This window comes from Streptomyces sp. NPDC085946 (assembly GCF_044540485.1).
In the GTDB taxonomy this organism is placed as follows: Bacteria; Actinomycetota; Actinomycetes; order Streptomycetales; family Streptomycetaceae; genus Streptomyces.
In genome coordinates, this window is sequence record NZ_JBITSF010000001.1 from 20,940 (window position 1) to 38,327 (window position 17,388).

General features: G+C 75.1%; 16 protein-coding genes and 1 tRNA gene. 9 read left to right on the forward strand and 8 right to left on the reverse strand.

Translation table 11 applies throughout. The features are described from left to right. The first annotated feature begins 256 nt into the window (after positions 1–256). Complete coding sequence (locus tag ACIF8T_RS00085) at positions 257–1,369, forward strand: SUKH-4 family immunity protein (protein WP_400029481.1); 1,113 nt, start codon at positions 257–259, stop codon at positions 1,367–1,369. Between the two features lie 58 nt (positions 1,370–1,427). Here ACIF8T_RS00085 and ACIF8T_RS00090 read toward each other — a convergent pair whose 3' ends face one another. Beyond that, positions 1,428–2,690, reverse strand: coding sequence for a hypothetical protein (locus ACIF8T_RS00090; protein ID WP_400029483.1), 1,263 nt, complete (start codon positions 2,688–2,690; stop codon positions 1,428–1,430). Positions 2,691–2,835: 145 nt separating this feature from the next. Beyond that, a tRNA-Cys gene (locus ACIF8T_RS00095) sits at positions 2,836–2,907 on the reverse strand. 194 nt (positions 2,908–3,101) lie between these two features. Between ACIF8T_RS00095 and ACIF8T_RS00100 the strand changes: the two genes are divergently transcribed. From ACIF8T_RS00100 to ACIF8T_RS00125, 6 genes are all read left to right on the forward strand, one after another. Next, on the forward strand, positions 3,102–4,553 hold the full coding sequence (locus ACIF8T_RS00100; protein ID WP_400029485.1) for an MFS transporter: 1,452 nt from the start codon (positions 3,102–3,104) through the stop codon (positions 4,551–4,553). Positions 4,554–4,788: 235 nt separating this feature from the next. After that, positions 4,789–4,989, forward strand: coding sequence for a hypothetical protein (locus ACIF8T_RS00105; protein WP_400029487.1), 201 nt, complete (start codon positions 4,789–4,791; stop codon positions 4,987–4,989). Then, entirely contained in the window at positions 4,986–5,360 is a 375-nt protein-coding gene (locus ACIF8T_RS00110) for a type II toxin-antitoxin system death-on-curing family toxin (RefSeq protein WP_400029489.1), read from the forward strand. The genes ACIF8T_RS00105 and ACIF8T_RS00110 overlap by 4 nt, the downstream gene beginning before the upstream one ends. Before the next feature lie 131 nt (positions 5,361–5,491). Beyond that, complete coding sequence (locus tag ACIF8T_RS00115; protein WP_400029491.1) at positions 5,492–7,297, forward strand: DEAD/DEAH box helicase; 1,806 nt, start codon at positions 5,492–5,494, stop codon at positions 7,295–7,297. Positions 7,298–7,621: 324 nt separating this feature from the next. After that, positions 7,622–8,263 (forward strand): IclR family transcriptional regulator, encoded by a 642-nt coding sequence (locus ACIF8T_RS00120; protein ID WP_400029493.1) that lies wholly within the window; start codon positions 7,622–7,624, stop codon positions 8,261–8,263. A gap of 392 nt (positions 8,264–8,655) precedes the next feature. Beyond that, on the forward strand, positions 8,656–9,447 hold the full coding sequence (locus ACIF8T_RS00125) for a S16 family serine protease (RefSeq protein ID WP_400029495.1): 792 nt from the start codon (positions 8,656–8,658) through the stop codon (positions 9,445–9,447). A 28-nt stretch (positions 9,448–9,475) separates the two neighbouring features. Here the strand turns inward: ACIF8T_RS00125 and ACIF8T_RS00130 are convergent, their stop codons facing one another. The 5 genes from ACIF8T_RS00130 to ACIF8T_RS00150 are packed head-to-tail and all read right to left on the reverse strand — an operon-like array spanning position 9,476 to position 13,650. Beyond that, on the reverse strand, positions 9,476–10,438 hold the full coding sequence (locus tag ACIF8T_RS00130) for a glycine betaine ABC transporter substrate-binding protein (RefSeq protein ID WP_400029497.1): 963 nt from the start codon (positions 10,436–10,438) through the stop codon (positions 9,476–9,478). Beyond that, a complete protein-coding gene (locus ACIF8T_RS00135) occupies positions 10,435–11,238 on the reverse strand; it encodes an ABC transporter permease (protein ID WP_400029499.1) in 804 nt (267 codons plus the stop codon). The genes ACIF8T_RS00130 and ACIF8T_RS00135 overlap by 4 nt, the downstream gene beginning before the upstream one ends. Continuing rightward, positions 11,235–12,473: an ABC transporter ATP-binding protein gene (locus ACIF8T_RS00140; protein WP_400031418.1), complete on the reverse strand. Its 1,239-nt coding sequence runs from the start codon at positions 12,471–12,473 to the stop codon at positions 11,235–11,237. Before ACIF8T_RS00140 ends, ACIF8T_RS00135 begins: the two co-directional genes overlap by 4 nt. A gap of 4 nt (positions 12,474–12,477) precedes the next feature. Further along, positions 12,478–13,125, reverse strand: coding sequence for an ABC transporter permease (locus ACIF8T_RS00145; RefSeq protein WP_400029501.1), 648 nt, complete (start codon positions 13,123–13,125; stop codon positions 12,478–12,480). 54 nt (positions 13,126–13,179) lie between these two features. After that, entirely contained in the window at positions 13,180–13,650 is a 471-nt protein-coding gene (locus tag ACIF8T_RS00150) for an Lrp/AsnC family transcriptional regulator (RefSeq protein WP_351999922.1), read from the reverse strand. Between the two features lie 123 nt (positions 13,651–13,773). Between ACIF8T_RS00150 and hppD the strand changes: the two genes are divergently transcribed. Together hppD and ACIF8T_RS00160 are read left to right on the forward strand one after the other, a co-directional pair. Further along, positions 13,774–14,922, forward strand: coding sequence for a 4-hydroxyphenylpyruvate dioxygenase (hppD, locus tag ACIF8T_RS00155; protein WP_400029504.1), 1,149 nt, complete (start codon positions 13,774–13,776; stop codon positions 14,920–14,922). Between the two features lie 88 nt (positions 14,923–15,010). Continuing rightward, positions 15,011–15,868: a Teichoic acid biosynthesis protein C (Precursor) gene (locus ACIF8T_RS00160; RefSeq protein WP_400029506.1), complete on the forward strand. Its 858-nt coding sequence runs from the start codon at positions 15,011–15,013 to the stop codon at positions 15,866–15,868. Positions 15,869–15,886: 18 nt separating this feature from the next. On the opposite strand, the gene ACIF8T_RS00165 is transcribed toward ACIF8T_RS00160, so the two are convergent. After that, positions 15,887–17,335, reverse strand: coding sequence for a tetratricopeptide repeat protein (locus ACIF8T_RS00165; protein WP_400029507.1), 1,449 nt, complete (start codon positions 17,333–17,335; stop codon positions 15,887–15,889). Positions 17,336–17,388 lie beyond the last annotated feature (53 nt).

The following is a 17,388-nucleotide window of genomic DNA, read 5'->3' on the forward strand; positions in this document are numbered from 1 at the left end:
GACGCGATCCCGGCCGGGAGGCAACGCGCGGGGTGGTCCGAGCGTCCTGAGGGGTGGGGGACGTGCGCCGGGCGGCCTCCGGACCGGCCCCGGCGGGGCGCCCCGAAAATCCGGGGGCGTTGTCAGTGGCGGCGCGTAATGTGCGGGGCAGTGGAGGACGACCGCCGGGCCCGGAGGGCGGGCGCCCCTCCCGCTCCGGCGCGGGGGCCACCGGCCGGGGCGCGTGGGGCACGGGGACGGAGAACACGGGGGAACGATGAACTGCACCGACGCCGGTACGGCGACGATCACACCGACCGGGGACGCACCGGATCCGTACGTCCCGCACGCACCGGCGCGCCGCCGGCCGGCCGGGCCCGGACTGCCCGGCGACGGCGGGGTGCCGGGCTTCGCGGAGCGGTGCGGCCAGGGCCCGCGCCCGGCCGCGGCCCCGGTGCGCGGTCCGGGCGGCCGGCTCGCCGCCGGGCCGCGGGACCGGTCCGTCGCCGGGGGAGTGGCCGGCCCGGAGGCGGAGCCGGTGCTGCTCGGCGGGGTGACGGGAGGGGTCCCGACGGCGTACTTCTTCCACGACCGCCCCGATCCCATGGACTGCCGCCCGCTCGCGCCCGCACTGCCGACGCTGGTGCGGTTCGCCGCGGCGGTGGACGAACTGGCGGGGCTGCGCGGCCAGTTGGCGTCCCGGGCGGACCGCTTCGGGACCGAGGCGGTGGCCGGGGCGTCCCGGCGGCTGCTGGCACTGTGCGAGGAGGGCACGGGCGGGACGGCGGCGCCGCTGCGGCGGCTGGCCGCCCTGATCCGCCCGCTCGCGCTCGCGGCGGGCCCGGGCACGAGATCGGGGCTGGCCCTGGACCTTCCGGTCCGGCTGCTGGACGAGGAGTTCGGCCGGGGGCGCGTGGTGCGCTTCGAGGACGTCGACCTCCCCGTGACGCTCACGCACGAGCCGACCCGCCGCTTCCTGCGCGAGACCGGCCTGCCGGAGGAGGGCTTCCTCTTCCGCCTCGACCCCGACGTGCCGCCGCGCACCCTGGCGGAGCACGCCGGGGAGGCACGGGCCGGGGAGTTCCCCGCCGGGCGGCTGCCCGCCCGCGCCGGCCGGCTGGTCCGCCTCGGCCACCTGGTCGGGGACACCGGCCTGGTCGTCGACGGCCGCACGGGCGCCGTCCTCGGCTTCCACGAGCCCGAGGGCACGCTGCACCCGCTGAACACGGACGTCTCCACCCTCGCCGCGACCCTGTGGTTGCTGCACCGCGAGCACACCGTCGACGAGGGGTCCGGTCACGCGCTGACCGCCGACCTCTACGACCAGCTGGCCATGACGATGCTCCAGGTGCTGTCCGCCGTGGACCCCTCGGTCGCGTCCTGCCGCTGAGGGCCGCGCGGCGGCGCCCCGGCCGGTCCTCGGCCCGGGACGCCGCGCGCCGCGGACGTCAGGAGGACCGGACGGCCCCGCGGCGGCGCACGGCGACGACGAGGAGACCGCCGAGCGCCGCGGCGGCGGCCGCCGCACCGGCGAGGAGCGGGGTGCCGTCGGAGCCCGTGTGCGCGAGGTTGCCCCCGGTGGAGACCTCCGTGGAGCCGCCGGCCGCGGAGCCGGCCGGGGAGCCGGCCGGACCGGAGGTGCCCGAGCCGCCGGCCGCCTGACCCACCGGGTCGTTGCCGCCGGCCGTGCCGGAGCCCCCGTCCGTTCCCGGGCCGCCGCCCGTCGCGGAGCCGCCGCCGCCCGCGCCGCCGCCGGTGGTGGTGTCCCCCGACGGGCTCGGGCCGGGCTCGTTGTCGTCGGCCAGGTCGATGCGGATCCGCGCGGTGTTGTTGGCCGGGTTCTTGTCGTACGCCGGGGCGATGCCGTACACGGACGTCGCCTCGACCCGGCCCTCGGGGTCCTGCGCGGTCTTGCCGATCTCCAGCATGAAGGTGTACGACAGCGTCTCGCCGGTCTCGACGACGCCGCCGTCGCGCCAGCAGACGTAGACCGGCTTGCCCGGTGTGCCCTGCGGCCCGCTCGGGCCGTCGACGCCGAACGGCGCGCAGTCCCCGGGCACGCCGACGGCCTCGGTGCCCGGCGGGATCCGCACCAGGAGGGCCGCCAGGTCGTCGCTCACCTGGTTCTGGACCCACCCGGGGCCGTCGTTGCGGAGCCCGACCGTGAACGACTGCCTGCCGCCGCGCAGGGCCTCGGTGTCCTCGCCGAGGGCGACGAGGTCGGCCGAGCTGTCGGCGGTGAAGGCCAGGCGGCGGTTGCTGTCGTCGTAGCCCTCGACCGGGGTCTCGCCGGCCGGCGCGACGCCGTACTCGACGGCCTCCATCAGCGCCTTCGGCAGCGCCCGGAACCGGACGGGCGCGGTGACGGAGGCGCCGGGCCCGACGACCGTGTCGAGCGTGCACAGTGCCTGCCGGACCTGCTCCTGCACGGTCGTGTAGGAGCAGCCCTCGACGGGCTCGGGGAAGTCCAGCCCGCGGGTCAGCCGCACCCGGAAGGTGACGCCGTCCACGGCCTCGGTGCCCTTGTTGGTGAGGGTGACGGCCTGGTCGTACACGTCACCGGGCGCCAGGGCGGGGCGCGGCAGCGCCGAGACCACCAGGGCGGGCCCGCCCTCCTCGGCGTGCGCCACGGGGGCGACGGCGGCGGGCACGGCGGCGGCGATCGCGGCCGCGGCCACGGCGGCTGCGGAGGGACGGATGCGCTGGCGCACGGAAGACTCCTCGCGGGGCAGGGGCACGGCGACCGGAGGGTGATCAACCGGTCATGTCCTGGACACCCGGAGGGCGTCGAGGGTTGTGCTCCTGTTCGGGCGGGAGCCGGGAGGGGCCGACGAGGGGCCGGTGAGGGGGAGGAAGAGGCCGTGGCGGGATTCGAACCCACGTAACTCGCTTTGCAGGCGAGCCCCTGAACCACTCGGGCACACGGCCGTGCCGAACTCGGTGACCCGACCGTAGGGTGCGGTGCGGCCGGGACTCAAGGTCGCCGGGGGTGCTGCAACGGGACTGCCACACGCCGTTCATGAAACGGGGGCGGCCGGTGACCGGTCGTAGGACCAAGGACCGGGGCCGGGACCGCCGCCCGACAGGGGTCAACGGCGGCCGTGGACCTTACGCTGGCGGGCATGACCGCCCTGGACCCGCGCGACACCGAGGTCGCAGCCGACACCGCCCCCTCCCCGGACGCCGGAGACGAGGGCGGTGTGCTGAGCCGGCCGTACCGCGCCCTGAGCATCGGGGTCGTCTCCGTGGTCCTGCTGATCGCCTTCGAGGCGACCGCGGTGGGCACGGCGATGCCGGTCGCGGCGCGGGAGCTGGACGGGGTGCCGCTGTACGCGTTCGCGTTCTCGGCGTACTTCACGACCAGCCTGTTCGGCATGGTGCTCGCCGGGCAGTGGTCGGACCGGCGCGGACCGCTCGGCGCGCTGACCTGGGGCATCGCCGCCTTCGCGGCCGGGCTGCTGCTGTCCGGGACGGCCGGGGCGATGTGGCCGTTCGTCCTGGGGCGGGCCGTGCAGGGGCTCGGCGGCGGGCTGGTGATCGTCGCGCTGTACGTCGTCGTCGGGCGGGCCTACCCGGAACGGCTGCGGCCGGCGATCATGGCGGCGTTCGCGGCGAGCTGGGTCGTCCCGTCCGTCGTCGGCCCGCTGGCCTCCGGCGCGGTGACCGAGCACCTGGGCTGGCGGTGGGTGTTCGTGGGCATCCCGGTCCTCGTGGTGTTCCCGCTGGCGCTCGCGCTGCCCCGCATCCGCAGCCGGGCGTCCGGCCCGGCGGACGGCACGGATCCGGGCGCCTCCTTCGACCGCCACCGCATCCGGCTGGCGCTGGGCATCTCCCTGGGCGCCGGACTGCTCCAGTACGCCGCCCAGGACCTGCGCTGGGCCTCGCTGCTGCCCGGGGCGGCGGGCGCGGCCCTGCTCGTCCCGGCCGTGCTCGGGCTGCTCCCGCGCGGCACGTACCGGGCGGCCCGCGGGCTGCCCTCGGTGGTGCTGCTGCGCGGGGTCGCCGCCGGGTCCTTCATCGCCGCGGAGTCCTTCGTGCCGCTGATGCTGGTCACCCAGCGCGGGCTGTCCCCGACGCTGGCCGGGTTCTCGCTGGCCGCGGGCGGCGGGACCTGGGCGCTGGGCTCGTGGGTGCAGTCCCGGCCGCGGCTGGAGCCGTACCGGGAGCGGCTGATGACCGTCGGCATGCTGCTGGTGGCGGCCGCCATCGGTACGGCACCCAGCGTGCTGATCGACGCCGTGCCGGCCTGGACGGTGGCCGTGGCCTGGGGCTTCGGCTGCTTCGGCATGGGCCTGGTGATCTCCTCCACCAGCGTGCTGCTGTTCCAGCTCTCCGCCCCCGAGGAGGCCGGCGCCAACTCCGCCGCCCTCCAGATCTCCGACGGCCTGTCCAACGTCCTGCTCCTGGCGGCCGGCGGCGCCGCCTTCGCCGCGCTCGGCGGCGGCACGGTCGCCCACACCGCCGCCGCCTCTTCCTCCGCCTCCCACCCGGCCGCCTTCGCCGCGGTGTTCCTGCCGATGGCGGCGGTGGCACTGGTGGGCGCGTGGGTGACGACACGCGTACGGGAGCGCTGAGGGCCGGCTCGCACCGGGGCGGGGAGCGGCCGGAGGGGCGGGACGGGGGAGCGGCCGGAGCGGGGCCGGGACGAGCGGGCGGCGGGGAGCGGGGCCGGGACGAGCGGGCGGCGGGGAGCGAGGCCCGAGGGGCCGGCGGGGCCGAGGCCCCGTGGGGCGGCGGAGGCCGGGGCCGGCGAGCCGTCGGGGCGTAAAGCGGTCGCCCTCGCGGGACGGCGGGTCGTAGCCTCGCCGCATGCCGGAACTCGTCCTCCACCTCGACCCCGCCCTGCGGGACGCCCTGCACGACCTCGCGGACGCGCAGGGCCGCGCGCCGCAGGAGGTGGCGCGGGACGCCGTACGCCGTTGCCTGGAGGAGGAGGGCGCCCGGGTGCGGGCCGTCGCCGAACGGCTCGCGCGGCACCACGCCGACCTGCTGAGGAGGCTCGGCGAATGACCCGCCACCTCACCGTCGCGGAGGTCACCGCCATCGCCGAGGTCGCCTTCGGGGGCCGTCCGCCCGAGGCGCGGGCGCCGGAGCTGCTGGCCTCGGCCGTGCACCGCCCCCGCGCCCGGATGTTCGGCACCGCGGCGTACACGGACCTGTACGAGCAGGCCGCCGCCCTCCTGCACGCCCTCGCCACCAACCACCCCCTCGTCGACGGGAACAAGCGCACCGCCTGGCTGGCCACCGCCACCTTCCTCGCCGTCAACGGCGTCGACCTCGCCGGCGTCGACCAGGACGCGGCGTACGACCTGGTCGTCGGCGTGGCCTCCGGGGCCGAGGGCGAGGTGGCGGGGATCGCGGAGCGGCTGAGGCGGTTGTGACGTCGGTCCCACCCTCGGGGGACCCCGTGCCGTCCGCGCGTTGACACCGCCGGGCCGCCGGTAGGGTGGCCCGGTTGTCAGACGTGGCCGAGCCGTCAGGCTCCCCGACGCTTCGACCCCCCGCGGAGACCGTGACTACCACCGCCAGCTCCAGCACCAGCTCCTCCTCGCACCACCTGTCCCCGGCGTTCCCCGGCCGCGCCCCCTGGGGTACCGCCAGCAAGCTGCGCGCCTGGCAGCAGGGGGCGATGGAGAAGTACATCCGGGAGCAGCCGCGCGACTTCCTGGCGGTCGCCACCCCCGGCGCCGGTAAGACGACCTTCGCGCTGACGCTGGCCTCCTGGCTGCTGCACCACCACGTCGTGCAGCAGGTGACCGTGGTCGCGCCCACCGAGCACCTGAAGAAGCAGTGGGCGGAGGCGGCCGCGCGGATAGGGATCAAGCTGGACCCCGAGTACAGCGCCGGGCCGCTCGGCAGGGAGTACCACGGGGTCGCCGTCACCTACGCCGGTGTGGGCGTGCGGCCCATGCTGCACCGCAACCGCGTCGAGCAGCGCAAGACCCTCGTCATCCTCGACGAGATCCACCACGCCGGCGACAGCAAGTCCTGGGGCGAGGCCTGCCTGGAGGCGTTCGAGCCGGCCACCCGGCGCCTGGCCCTCACCGGTACGCCGTTCCGCTCCGACACCAACCCCATCCCCTTCGTCACGTACGAGGAGGGCGACGACGGCATCCGGCGGTCGTCCGCCGACTACACCTACGGATACGGCTCCGCCCTCGCCGACGGCGTCGTGCGCCCGGTCATCTTCCTCTCCTACAGCGGCAACATGCGCTGGCGGACCAAGGCCGGCGACGAGATCGAGGCCCGGCTCGGCGAGCCGATGACCAAGGACGCCATCAGCCAGGCGTGGCGTACCGCCCTGGACCCGCGCGGCGACTGGATGCCCGCCGTGCTGCGCGCCGCCGACCAGCGCCTCACCGAGGTCCGCAAGGCCATCCCGGACGCGGGCGCGCTGGTCATCGCCTCCGACCAGGAGTCGGCGCGTGCGTACGCCAAGCTCATCCGGGACATCACCGGCCACAAGGCGACCCTCGTGCTGTCCGACGACGCCGGCGCCTCGCAGCGGATCGACGACTTCGGCGCGAACGACGACCGGTGGATGGTCGCCGTCCGCATGGTGTCCGAGGGCGTCGACGTGCCCCGCCTCGCGGTCGGCGTGTACGCCACCACCATCTCGACCCCGCTGTTCTTCGCGCAGGCCGTCGGCCGTTTCGTGCGGTCCCGGCGGCGCGGCGAGACCGCGTCCGTCTTCCTGCCGACCGTGCCCGACCTGCTCTCCTTCGCCAACGAGATGGAGCGCGAGCGCGACCACGTCCTCGACAAGCCCAAGAAGGAGGGCGAGGAGGACCCGTACGCCGAGTCCGAGAAGGAGATGGAGGAGGCGAACCGGGAGCAGGACGAGGACACCGGCGAGCAGGACATGCTCCCCTTCGAGGCGCTGGAGTCCGACGCCGTCTTCGACCGGGTCATGTACAACGGCGCCGAGTTCGGCATGCAGGCCCACCCCGGCAGCGAGGAGGAGCAGGACTACCTCGGCATCCCCGGGCTGCTGGAGCCCGAGCAGGTGCAGCTGCTGCTGCAGAAGCGGCAGGCCCGGCAGATCGCGCACAGCAAGAAGAAGCCGGACACCGAGGCCGACCTGCTCGAACTGCCCGCCGAGCGGCGCCCGGTGGTCTCCCACAAGGAGATGATGGAGCTGCGGCGCAAGCTCAACACGATGGTCGGCGCGTACGTCCACCAGAGCGGCAAGCCGCACGGCGTCATCCACACCGAGCTGCGCCGCGTGTGCGGCGGGCCGCCGGCCGCGGAGGCCACGGCCGGGCAGCTGCGGCAGCGGATCGCCAAGGTGCAGGAGTGGGCCACGCGGATGCGGTGAGGCAGGCGCTCCAGGGGCGCGCGGGGCCCTTCGCGCGCCCCCGCGCGGCCGTGGCGCGTATCCGGACAAAGCGAAGCACTTTCTCTCGGCCGCTGCCCGGATTCTGGACGGAGCCTTCCGCTGAGCGGACCGGCTCGCTACTGTCCCGCTACGCACACGCCCCGTGGCAGCGCCGCCGCGGAGCGCAGCCGTGAAGCGACTGAGCCCGGACGAGAACGCCGGGCCGCCAGCCGATCGGCGGCCTCTGATGCGCGTCACCGACGGGACTCCGTGACGCACCCGCCGTACGGGGGCCGCCGACCTCACCACTAAGGAGTGGGCGTCGTGACCGCGGAGACCTCCCAGACGCTCGACAGGGGACTGCGCGTCCTCAAGCTGCTGGCCGACACGGACCATGGCCTGACCGTCACCGAACTCTCCCACAAACTGGGCGTGAACCGGACCGTCGTGTACCGGTTGCTCGCCACGCTGGAGCAGCACGCGCTCGTCCGCCGCGACCTGGGCGGGCGTGCCCGGGTCGGACTCGGCGTGCTGGGACTGGGGCGCCAGGTGCATCCCCTGGTGCGCGAGGCGGCGATGCCGGCGCTCCGGTCGCTGGCGGAGGACATCGGCGCGACGGCGCACCTCACGCTCGTGGACGGGGCGGAGGCGCTGGCCGTGGCCGTGGTGGAGCCGACGTGGACGGACTACCACGTGGCCTACCGGGCCGGGTTCCGGCACCCGCTGGACCGCGGCGCGGCCGGCAAGGCGATCCTCTCGGCCCGGCGGCAGCCGACGCGCGACCCGGGCTACACGCTGACGCACGGCGAACTGGAGGCCGGGGCCTGCGGGGCCGCGGCGCCGCTGCTCGGGCTCACGGGCATCGAGGGCAGCGTCGGGGTCGTGATGCTGTCGGACGTGGTACCGGAGCGGGTGGGCTCCCGGGTCGTCGAGGCGGCCCGGGAGGTCGCCGAGGCCCTGCGCTGACGCCGCCCGACTGCCCACCGGCTCCCCGGGGCGTCGCCCCCGTCCGCTCCGGGCCGCCGGGGTGTCGCCCCGTTCGTTCCCGGTCCTCAGGGGCGTCGCCCGGTTCGTCTCAGGCGGCCAAGGGTGTCGCCCCTGTCCGTCTCAGGCCGCCAAGGGTTCGCCCCGTCCGTTCCCGGCTCCAGGGGCGTCGCCCTGTCCGTCTCAGGCCGCCGGGGTGTCGCCCCCGTCCATTCCCGGCCGCCGGGGACGTCGCTCCGTCCGTCCCCGCCCCCAGGGGCGTCGCCCCCGTCCGTCTCAGGCCGCCAGGGGTGTCCCTCCGTCCTCTCCCGGCCCCCAGGGGTGCCGCCCCGTCCGCCTCCGGCCGGTTCCGGCCGTCGCGTTAGATTGACCCCGTGCTCTCTCGCCTCACGCGCCCCCGGGCCCTCGCCGTCTGTGCCGTCCCCGTCGTGGCCCTGCTGGCCACCGCGGCCTTCGCGCCGCTGCCGTTCTCGGTGGCGCAGCCGGGGCTGACGGCGGACGTGCTCGGGGAGAACAAGGGGACGCCGGTGATCACCGTCTCCGGTGCGCGGACCCGTGAGACGAGCGGGCAGCTGCGGATGACGACGATCGAGGCGACCTCCCCGGACACCCGCGTCTCGCTCCCGGACGTGATCGACGGCTGGTTCCGCACCGACCAGGCGGTCATGCCGCGCGACGCGGTCTACCCGAGCGGCGACAGCCTCAAGGAGATCGAGCGCTACAACGAGGAGCAGATGCGCGCCTCCCAGGACGCGGCGAGCGAGGCCGCGCTGGGCTACCTGGGCCTGGACGGCAAGGACGTCAAGGTGACCCTGCGGCTCGCCGACGTCGGCGGGCCCAGCGCCGGGCTGCTGTTCTCCCTGGGGATCGTCGACAAGCTGGCGGGCGACGGCGCGGGCGGCGACCTCACGGGCGGCCGCACGGTCGCCGGGACGGGCACGATCACCCCCGACGGCACGGTGGGCGCGGTCGGCGGTGTCGCCCTGAAGACCCAGGCCGCCCGGCGGGACGGCGCCACCGTGTTCCTCGTGCCGGCGGCGGAGTGCGGCGACGCGCGGGCGGAGCTGCCCGAGGGACTGCGGCTGATCCCGGTCACTACCCTCAAGGGCGCGGTGAGCGCGCTCACCGCACTGGAGACGGGCAAGGGGTCCGTGCCGAGCTGCTAGCACCGGCCCCGCCGGCGCCCGCCCGTCCTCAGCCCTCCCTCACGAACCCCTCCGCCACCATCCAGTCCAGCGCCACCTGGTGCGGGTCCTCCCCGTCCACGTCCACCGCGGCGTTCAGCGTCCGCGCCACGTCGTTGTCGAGCTTCGCGGTGACCGGGCCCAGCACCGCGGCGATCGCCGGCCACTCCTTCAGCGTCGCGGTGTTGACCATCGGGGCGGCGTTGCGGTGCGGGAAGAACCTCCGGTCGTCGTCCATCACCACCAGGTCCATCGACTTGACGCGCCCGTCGGTGGTGAACACCTCGCCGTACGTGCAACTCCCCTGCGCGGCCCGGGTGTAGATGGTCCCGGTGTCCATCTGCGTGACGGAACGGGCCGGGACGTCCATGCCGTACTCCTTCCGCAGGCCCGGCAGGCCGTCCGCGCGGTCGGCGAACTCGCCCTCCACGCACAGCGTCACCGCCCCCGGGTCGGACCTCGCCAGCCCGGCCACGTCCGACAGGGTCCGCGTGCCGTACCTGCGGGCGTTCGCGCGGTTCGTCGCGAGGGCGTAGGTGTTGTCCAGCGACGAGGGCGCCAGCCAGGTCACCCCGTTGCCCGCGTCGGCCTTGCGGACCGCCTCCCACTGCGCGTGCGGGTCGTCGAGGGGCTCGTCGCGGCCCAGGTACGTGATCCAGGCCGTGCCCGTGTACTCGTACCCGGCGTCGGCGTCGCCGCTGCGGACCGCCTCGCGGCTGCCGACGGAGCCCTGGATGCCGGTCCGGTCCAGGACGTCCGCGCCGGCCGCCTCGAAGGCGATGCCCATGACCGCGCCGAGGATCAGCTGCTCGGTGAACGCCTTGGAGGTCACCGTCAGGCGCGCCCCCTTCAGCGGCTCGCCCCGTCCGACGGAGCCGGGCCGCACGTCGTCGGCCAGGGGGGAGCCGCTGGTCAGCCCGCAGCCGGAGGCCGCCAGCAGCCCGGCCGCCACTAGGCACGCCCGCCGCCTCACGCGTCCAGCCCCCTCGGCCGCAGCAGCAGTTCGGCCAGCGAGGCCAGCCAGTCGACCAGCAGGGCCAGGGCGACCGTGAGGACCGAGCCGAGCACCAGCACCGGCATGCGCCGGTCGGTGATCCCGGTGGTGATCAGCACGCCGAGGCCGCCGCCCCCGCCGAAGGCCGCCAGGGTCGCCGTGCCCACGGTGAGGACGAGGGCCGTGCGGACGCCGGCCAGGATCAGCGGGACGGCCAGGGGCAGTTCCACCCTGGTCAGGACGCCCAGCGGGGACATGCCGATGCCGCGCGCCGCCTCCAGCAGCGTCGGGTCGTTCGCCTGCAGGCCCGCGACGGTGCTCGACAGCACCGGCAGGACGGCGTAGGCGATGATGCCGATCAGGGCGGCCCGGCGGCCGATGCCCAGCCAGACCGCCAGCAGGGCCAGCAGACCGATCGCCGGGGTGGCCCGGCCCGTGGTGGCCAGCGCCGTCGCCGCCGGGGCGGCCCCGCGGAACGCCCCGCGGGTCAGCACGATCCCCAGCGGGACCGCGATGACCAGCACGAAGAAGGTGGAGATCACCGTCAGCGCGACGTGCTGCCACAGGGCCTCGGTGACCTGGCCGCCGGAGAGCGCGTTGCGGGTGAGCGGGTCGAGGTCGGCCCGCGCGAACCACAGCCAGGTCGCCAGCAGCAGCGCCACCAGCACCACCGGCAGCACGGTCAGCCTCTGCCGGGTCACCCCGCGCGGGACCGGCGGCGCGGGGACGGCCCGCTCCTCCCTCTCCTCCTTTTCCCGAGGCCGGACCGTGGCGGTCACGCCTTCCGCTCCACTTCCACGCCCTCCCGCTCGGCGTGCGTCCGGCCGGCCCGCGGCTCCGCCGGCTCGTGCCGGTGCTCCAGGGCGTCGAGCCGGTCGGCCTCCAGCAGTCCGTGGACGGAGTTCATCAGCGTCTCCACGTCGACGACGCCGGTGTACCGGCCGTACCGCCCGGTCACCGCCACCCGGCCGCTGCTGTCGGTGAGCACCGCCTCCAGCGCGTCGCGCAGCGTGGCGTCCCGGGTCACCGTGCCGTGCACCGGCGTGCCCGCCCGCGCCAGCGAGCCCCGGGCCCGCGTCAGGTCGCCGCGCCGCAGCCACTTGTAGGGCCGGCCGCGCCGGTCGAGCAGCAGGATCTCGTCGGTGCCGCTGCTCCGCAGCCGGTCGAGGACGCCCTGCGGCGGATCGTCCACGGTCACCGTCGGGTAGTCGGTGATCTCCACGTCCCGCACCCGGCTCAGGTTCAGCCGCTTCAGCGCCGCCCCGGCGCCGACGAACCCGGAGACGAAAGCGTCCGCCGGGTTGGTCAGGATCGCCTCCGGGACGTCGAACTGGGCGATGCGCGAGCGCTCGCGCAGCACCGCGACACGGTCCCCGACCTTGATCGCCTCGTCGAAGTCGCGGGTGACGAGGACGATCGTCTTGCGCAGCTCGCGCTGGAGCCGGATCAGCTCGTCCTGGAGGCGGTCGCGGGTGACCGGGTCCACCGCGCCGAACGGCTCGTCCATCAGCAGCACCGGCGGGTCGGCGGCCAGCGCCCGCGCCACGCCGACGCGCTGCTGCTGCCCGCCGGACAGCTGCCGCGGATAGCGGTCGTGGAACTCGCCGGGGTCCAGCCCGACCAGGTCCAGCAGCTCCTCGGTCCGGGCCCGGATCCGGGCCCCGGGCCAGCCGAGCATCTCCGGTACCAGGGCGATGTTCTGGGCGACCGTCATGTGCGGGAAGAGGCCGGCGGACCGGATCGCGTAGCCGATCCCGCGGCGCAGCCGCACCGGGTCGATGCCGGTGACGTCCTCGCCGCCGATGCGGACGCGCCCGCCGGTCGGCTCGATCAGCCGGTTGATCATCCTCAGGGTCGTGGACTTCCCGCACCCCGGGGGGCCGACGAGGACGACCGTCTCGCCCGCCCTGATCTCCAGGGAGACGTCGTCGACGGCCGGCCGCGGGCTGCCCGGGTACCACTTGGTCAGGTGCTCCAGCTCGATGGCCGCCCCGCCCGCGGGCGTCTCGGACAGGGTCTCAGGCACGGATCCCCCTGGGGATGGTCAGCCGCCCGATCAGGACGTACACGGTGTCGAACAGCAGCGCCAGCACGATGATCCCCAGCGTGCCCGCGAGCACCTGGTGGAGCGCGTTCGCGCTGCCCAGCGAGGCCAGGCCGCGGAAGATCACGTTGCCGAGGCCGGGTCCGGAGGCGTACGCCGCGACGGCCGCGATGCCCATCAGCATCTGCGTGGAGACCCGGATGCCGGCCAGGATCGGCGGCCAGGCCAGCGGGAGCTCCACCCGCAGCAGCCGGGCCGTGCCGGACATGCCGATGCCCCGGGCCGCGTCCACCAGCGCCGGGTCGACGCCGCGCAGCCCGACGACCGCGTTGCGCACGACCGGCAGCAGCCCGTACAGGGTCAGCGCGATCACCGTCGGCGTCACGCCCAGCCCCACCAGCGGGACGAGCAGGCCGATCAGGGCCAGCGCCGGGACGGCCAGGACGGTCGAGGCGGCCGTCGTGGCCAGGCCGCCCGCCCAGCCGCTGCGGTGGGCGGCGACGCCGGTCAGCACCCCCAGCACGGTCGCGACGACCATGCACTGGAAGACCACGCCGGCGTGCTGGCAGGCGTCCGCGAGCAGTTGCCGGTGCCGGTCGCCCAGGTACTCCCAGAAGGTCACGCCGCTCACCCCACGACTCAGGTCGGCCGGGTCCCTCGCCCCGGCGCCTCGGGCTCACTCGCCCAGCGCCGCCTGCTCCACCAGCGGGATGATCCGCAGCGGAACGGGGTTCTCCATCACGATCGCGGTGGAGGCCCGGACGATCCCATCAAAACCGACGACCCGGTCGATGACCCGCTGGAGATCGGCGTTCGAGCGGGCCACCAGCCGGCACAGCATGTCCCCGGTGCCGGTGGTGGTGTGCAGCTCCAGCACCTCCGGCACGGTCGCCAAGTGGGCGCGTACGTCGGCCCCTTGGCCCTGCCGGATCTGGAGCGTCGCGAACGCCGTGACCGGGTAGCCGAGCGCCGCCGGGTCCACCTCGGGACCGAATCCGCGGATGACTCCGTTCGACTGAAGCCGGTCCAGCCGCGCCTGCACGGTGCCCCGGGCCACCCCCAGCCGCCGGGACATCTCCAGCACCCCGATCCGCGGCTCCCGGGCCAGCAGCAGGATGATCCGGCCGTCCAGATGATCGATCGCCATGGCTGCCTCCGCAAGTGGTCACCCTGTACAGACCGGCCGTGCACGCGGCCGTACGGCTGAGCACATTGCCCAGCCGAAACGCAAACTATTGCGCACCTTGCGGGGCCGGGCCAGGCTGCCGGTATGACGCAGACCACACACCTCACTCCCGACACGACCGCCCGGCAGGCCGACCCCTTCCCGGTCAAGGGAATGGACGCGGTCGTCTTCGCCGTGGGCAACGCCAAGCAGGCGGCGCACTACTACTCCACCGCCTTCGGCATGAAGCTGGTCGCCTACTCCGGACCGGAGAACGGCAGCCGCGAGACCGCGAGCTACGTGCTGGAGAACGGGTCCGCCCGCTTCGTCCTCACCTCGGTGATCAAGCCGTCCACCGACTGGGGCCACTTCCTCGACCGGCACGTCGCCGAGCACGGCGACGGCGTCGTCGACCTGGCCATCGAGGTGCCGGACGCGCGCGCCGCGTACGCCTACGCCGTCGAGCAGGGCGCCCGCCCGGTCGCCGAGCCCTACGAGCTGAAGGACGAGCACGGCACGGTCGTCCTCGCGGCGATCGCCACGTACGGCGAGACCCGCCACACCCTGGTCGACCGCTCCGGCTACGACGGCCCGTACCTGCCCGGCTACGTCGCCGCCGACCCGATCGTCGAGCCGCCCGCGCAGCGCACCTTCCAGGCGATCGACCACTGCGTCGGCAACGTCGAGCTCGGCCGGATGAACGAGTGGGTCGGCTTCTACAACAAGGTCATGGGCTTCACGAACATGAAGGAGTTCGTGGGCGACGACATCGCCACCGAGTACAGCGCGCTGATGTCGAAGGTCGTGGCCGACGGGACGCTCAAGGTCAAGTTCCCGATCAACGAGCCCGCCGTCGCCAGGAAGAAGTCCCAGATCGACGAGTACCTGGAGTTCTACGGCGGCGCGGGCGTGCAGCACATCGCGCTCAACACCAACGACATCGTGCAGACGGTACGCACCATGCGCGCGGCCGGCGTGCAGTTCCTGGACACGCCCGACTCGTACTACGACACCCTCGGCGAGTGGGTCGGCGAGACCCGCGTCCCGGTCGACACGCTGCGCGAGCTGAAGATCCTCGCCGACCGCGACGAGGACGGCTACCTGCTGCAGATCTTCACCAAGCCGGTCCAGGACCGCCCGACCGTCTTCTTCGAGCTCATCGAGCGGCACGGCTCCATGGGCTTCGGCAAGGGCAACTTCAAGGCGCTGTTCGAGGCCATCGAGCGTGAGCAGGCCCGTCGCGGCAACCTCTGACACCGGGGCCCGCAACCGGCGCGGGACGCCCGGGCATCTCCGGTCGTGCGGGTGTCACGGGGCACCCGCACGACTCGGGGAGACACCAGTGCAGGAGCACATCGACCTCGCGGCACCGGCCGTGCGGTGGCTGTGGCGCAAGGCCACGCTCAGGGAACCGACGGTGCTGCAGTCGTTCGCCTTCGACGAGGTGAACCGGCACCTGTACGTCCTGCAGCTCCGGCCGGGCGGCGCGGACCGGGGCGACCTGTGCCTGAACCGGCTCGACCAGCGGGGCGAGCGGCTCGGCCACATGTACCTGCACGGCTTCGGGCACGGCGTGAGCATGGGCGTCCAGCACGCCCCCGACGGCACCGTCTGGATCTGGACCGAGGCCGACGCGAAGGACGGCTACGGCCGGGGCGTCACCCGCTTCCGCTTCTCCCACGGCGCGGTCCGCACCCGCCGGGACGTCAAGATCCGTCACCCGATCGAGGGATCCACGCACAACCAGCCGTCGGTCTGCCCGGCCACCGGCCGCATCGCCGTCCGCTACCGCCGCGACGGAAGACCCCGCTACCGCGTCTGGGACCTCGACGCGTTCACCGCCCGCGACTACGCCCACGCGCTCGCCGACCTCCCGCAGACCGGTACGCACCCCGACCCGGAGGTCCCCTTCCAGGGGTACGCCCTGTACGGCGACCACCTCTACCAACTGGCCGGCAGCGCCTACGACGGGACCGCCAACCCGCCCGCGCGGCACGGCAACGCCTACCTGTCCTGCCTGGACATCCGCACCGGCGCCCTGGTCCAGCGGCGGCGCACCGAGGCCGGCCACTCCCTGGACTTCCGCGAGCCGGAGGGCCTGGCGGTCCGGCACCGCCCCGAGCCCCGCCTGTGCCTGGGCCTGGCCTCCGGCCCCGTGGGCGCGCGCCGGTTCTCCGTCTACTGCAAGCCGCGGACGTGACGCCGCGCGGGCGGCACCTCACCAGGACTGCTGCGTCTCCATCACCGGCAGCTCCGCCACCGACGGCTCGCCCAGCTCCGCCAGCACCGCCCGCGCCTCCCGCACCCGCGGCGGCGAGAAGTACGGGTTGATCCGCAGCGCCTCCTGAAGGCGCCGCCGCGCCGGCCCGTACCGCTCCAGCGCCTGCTCGATCATGCCCAGGTGGTACGCGTACAGCGCACTGCGCACCCCGCCGCCGCGCTCCGGGTCCGTCGTGCGCAGCGCGAACCGCAGCGCCTCCTCGTACTCCCCGGTCCGGTACAGCGCCCATCCCAGGGCGTCGGCCACCTCGATCCCGGGCTGGCGCCGCCACTCGGCCCGCAGCCGCCGCACCGCGTCCTCCGGGTCCCCGTGGTCCGCCTCGAACCGCCCGAGCAGCAGCTCCTCGCCGACCCCGCCCGCGGCGGCCTCCCGCACCCGCTCCCGCAGCAGGTCGTACTGCACCCGGGCCGCCTCCGGCAGCCCCAGGAACTCGTACAGCTCGCCCAGCTCCAGGGCGTACTCCGCGCGGGGCTGCCTGGCCAGTGCCACCCGGTACGCGTTCAGCGCCTCCGTCGTGCGGCCCAGCGCCGCCAGCGCCCGGCCCCGCCCGGCGTGCGCGGCCCGCTGGTCGGGGTCCAGCCGCACCGCCTCCTGGAAGTGCCGCAGCGCGCTCCCCCGGTCACCGCGCTCCCAGGCGAGCTGCCCGGCCTGCTCCAGGTACGCCGCCCGCTCGGCCGGCGTCCGGGCCCGGGCCACCGCGTCGGACAGCTTGGCGGCCGCGTCCTCGCGCCAGCCCCGGTCCCGGTAGACGCCCGCCGCCCGCGCCATGACGGCCGGCCGCCGGGGCCGCAGCTCCAGCAGCGCGTCCAGCGTCCGGCCGGCCGCCTCGTGGTCGCCGAGCCCGGTGTAGGCGTCCAGGAGGTGCGGATACGTCGTCCACCGCTTCGGCCGGACCTCCAGCGCGGCCTCGCCCCACTTCTTCGCCGCGGGGAAGTCCCGGCGCGCGTTGGCCAGCGCGGCCAGACCCGCCAGGGCCGCGGCCCGGTCCCCGCCGCGCCCGGCCCGCACCACCTTCAGGGACCTGCGCAGGGCCCGCTCGGCCCGCGGGTAGTACCGCGCGTCCGCCAGCCGCCGCCCCTGCTCCACGTACGCGGTGCCCAGCACCGCCCAGGACCGCGCGTCCCGCGGGTGCGCCCGCAGGTGCCGCTCGCGCTCGTCGATCAGCGCCGCCAGGTCGGGCAGGGCGGCCGGCACCCCGGTGGTGACCGCCGCCAGCGCCTGCGCGCCCGGGGCCGGCGACGCCGGCCGCGGCGGCGGCGGCGTCCGTTCCCACGGCAGCAGCGCCGCCACCCCGCCGAGCACGGCACACCCGGCGACGACGGCGATCAGCACCCACCGCCGGACCGGCAGTTTCCGCGGCTCCTGTTCCTTCTCCGTGGCCTCCATGGCGCTCACTGTGCGTCAGTACGACGAGCACACCGGGCATCCGGCGGCTGCCG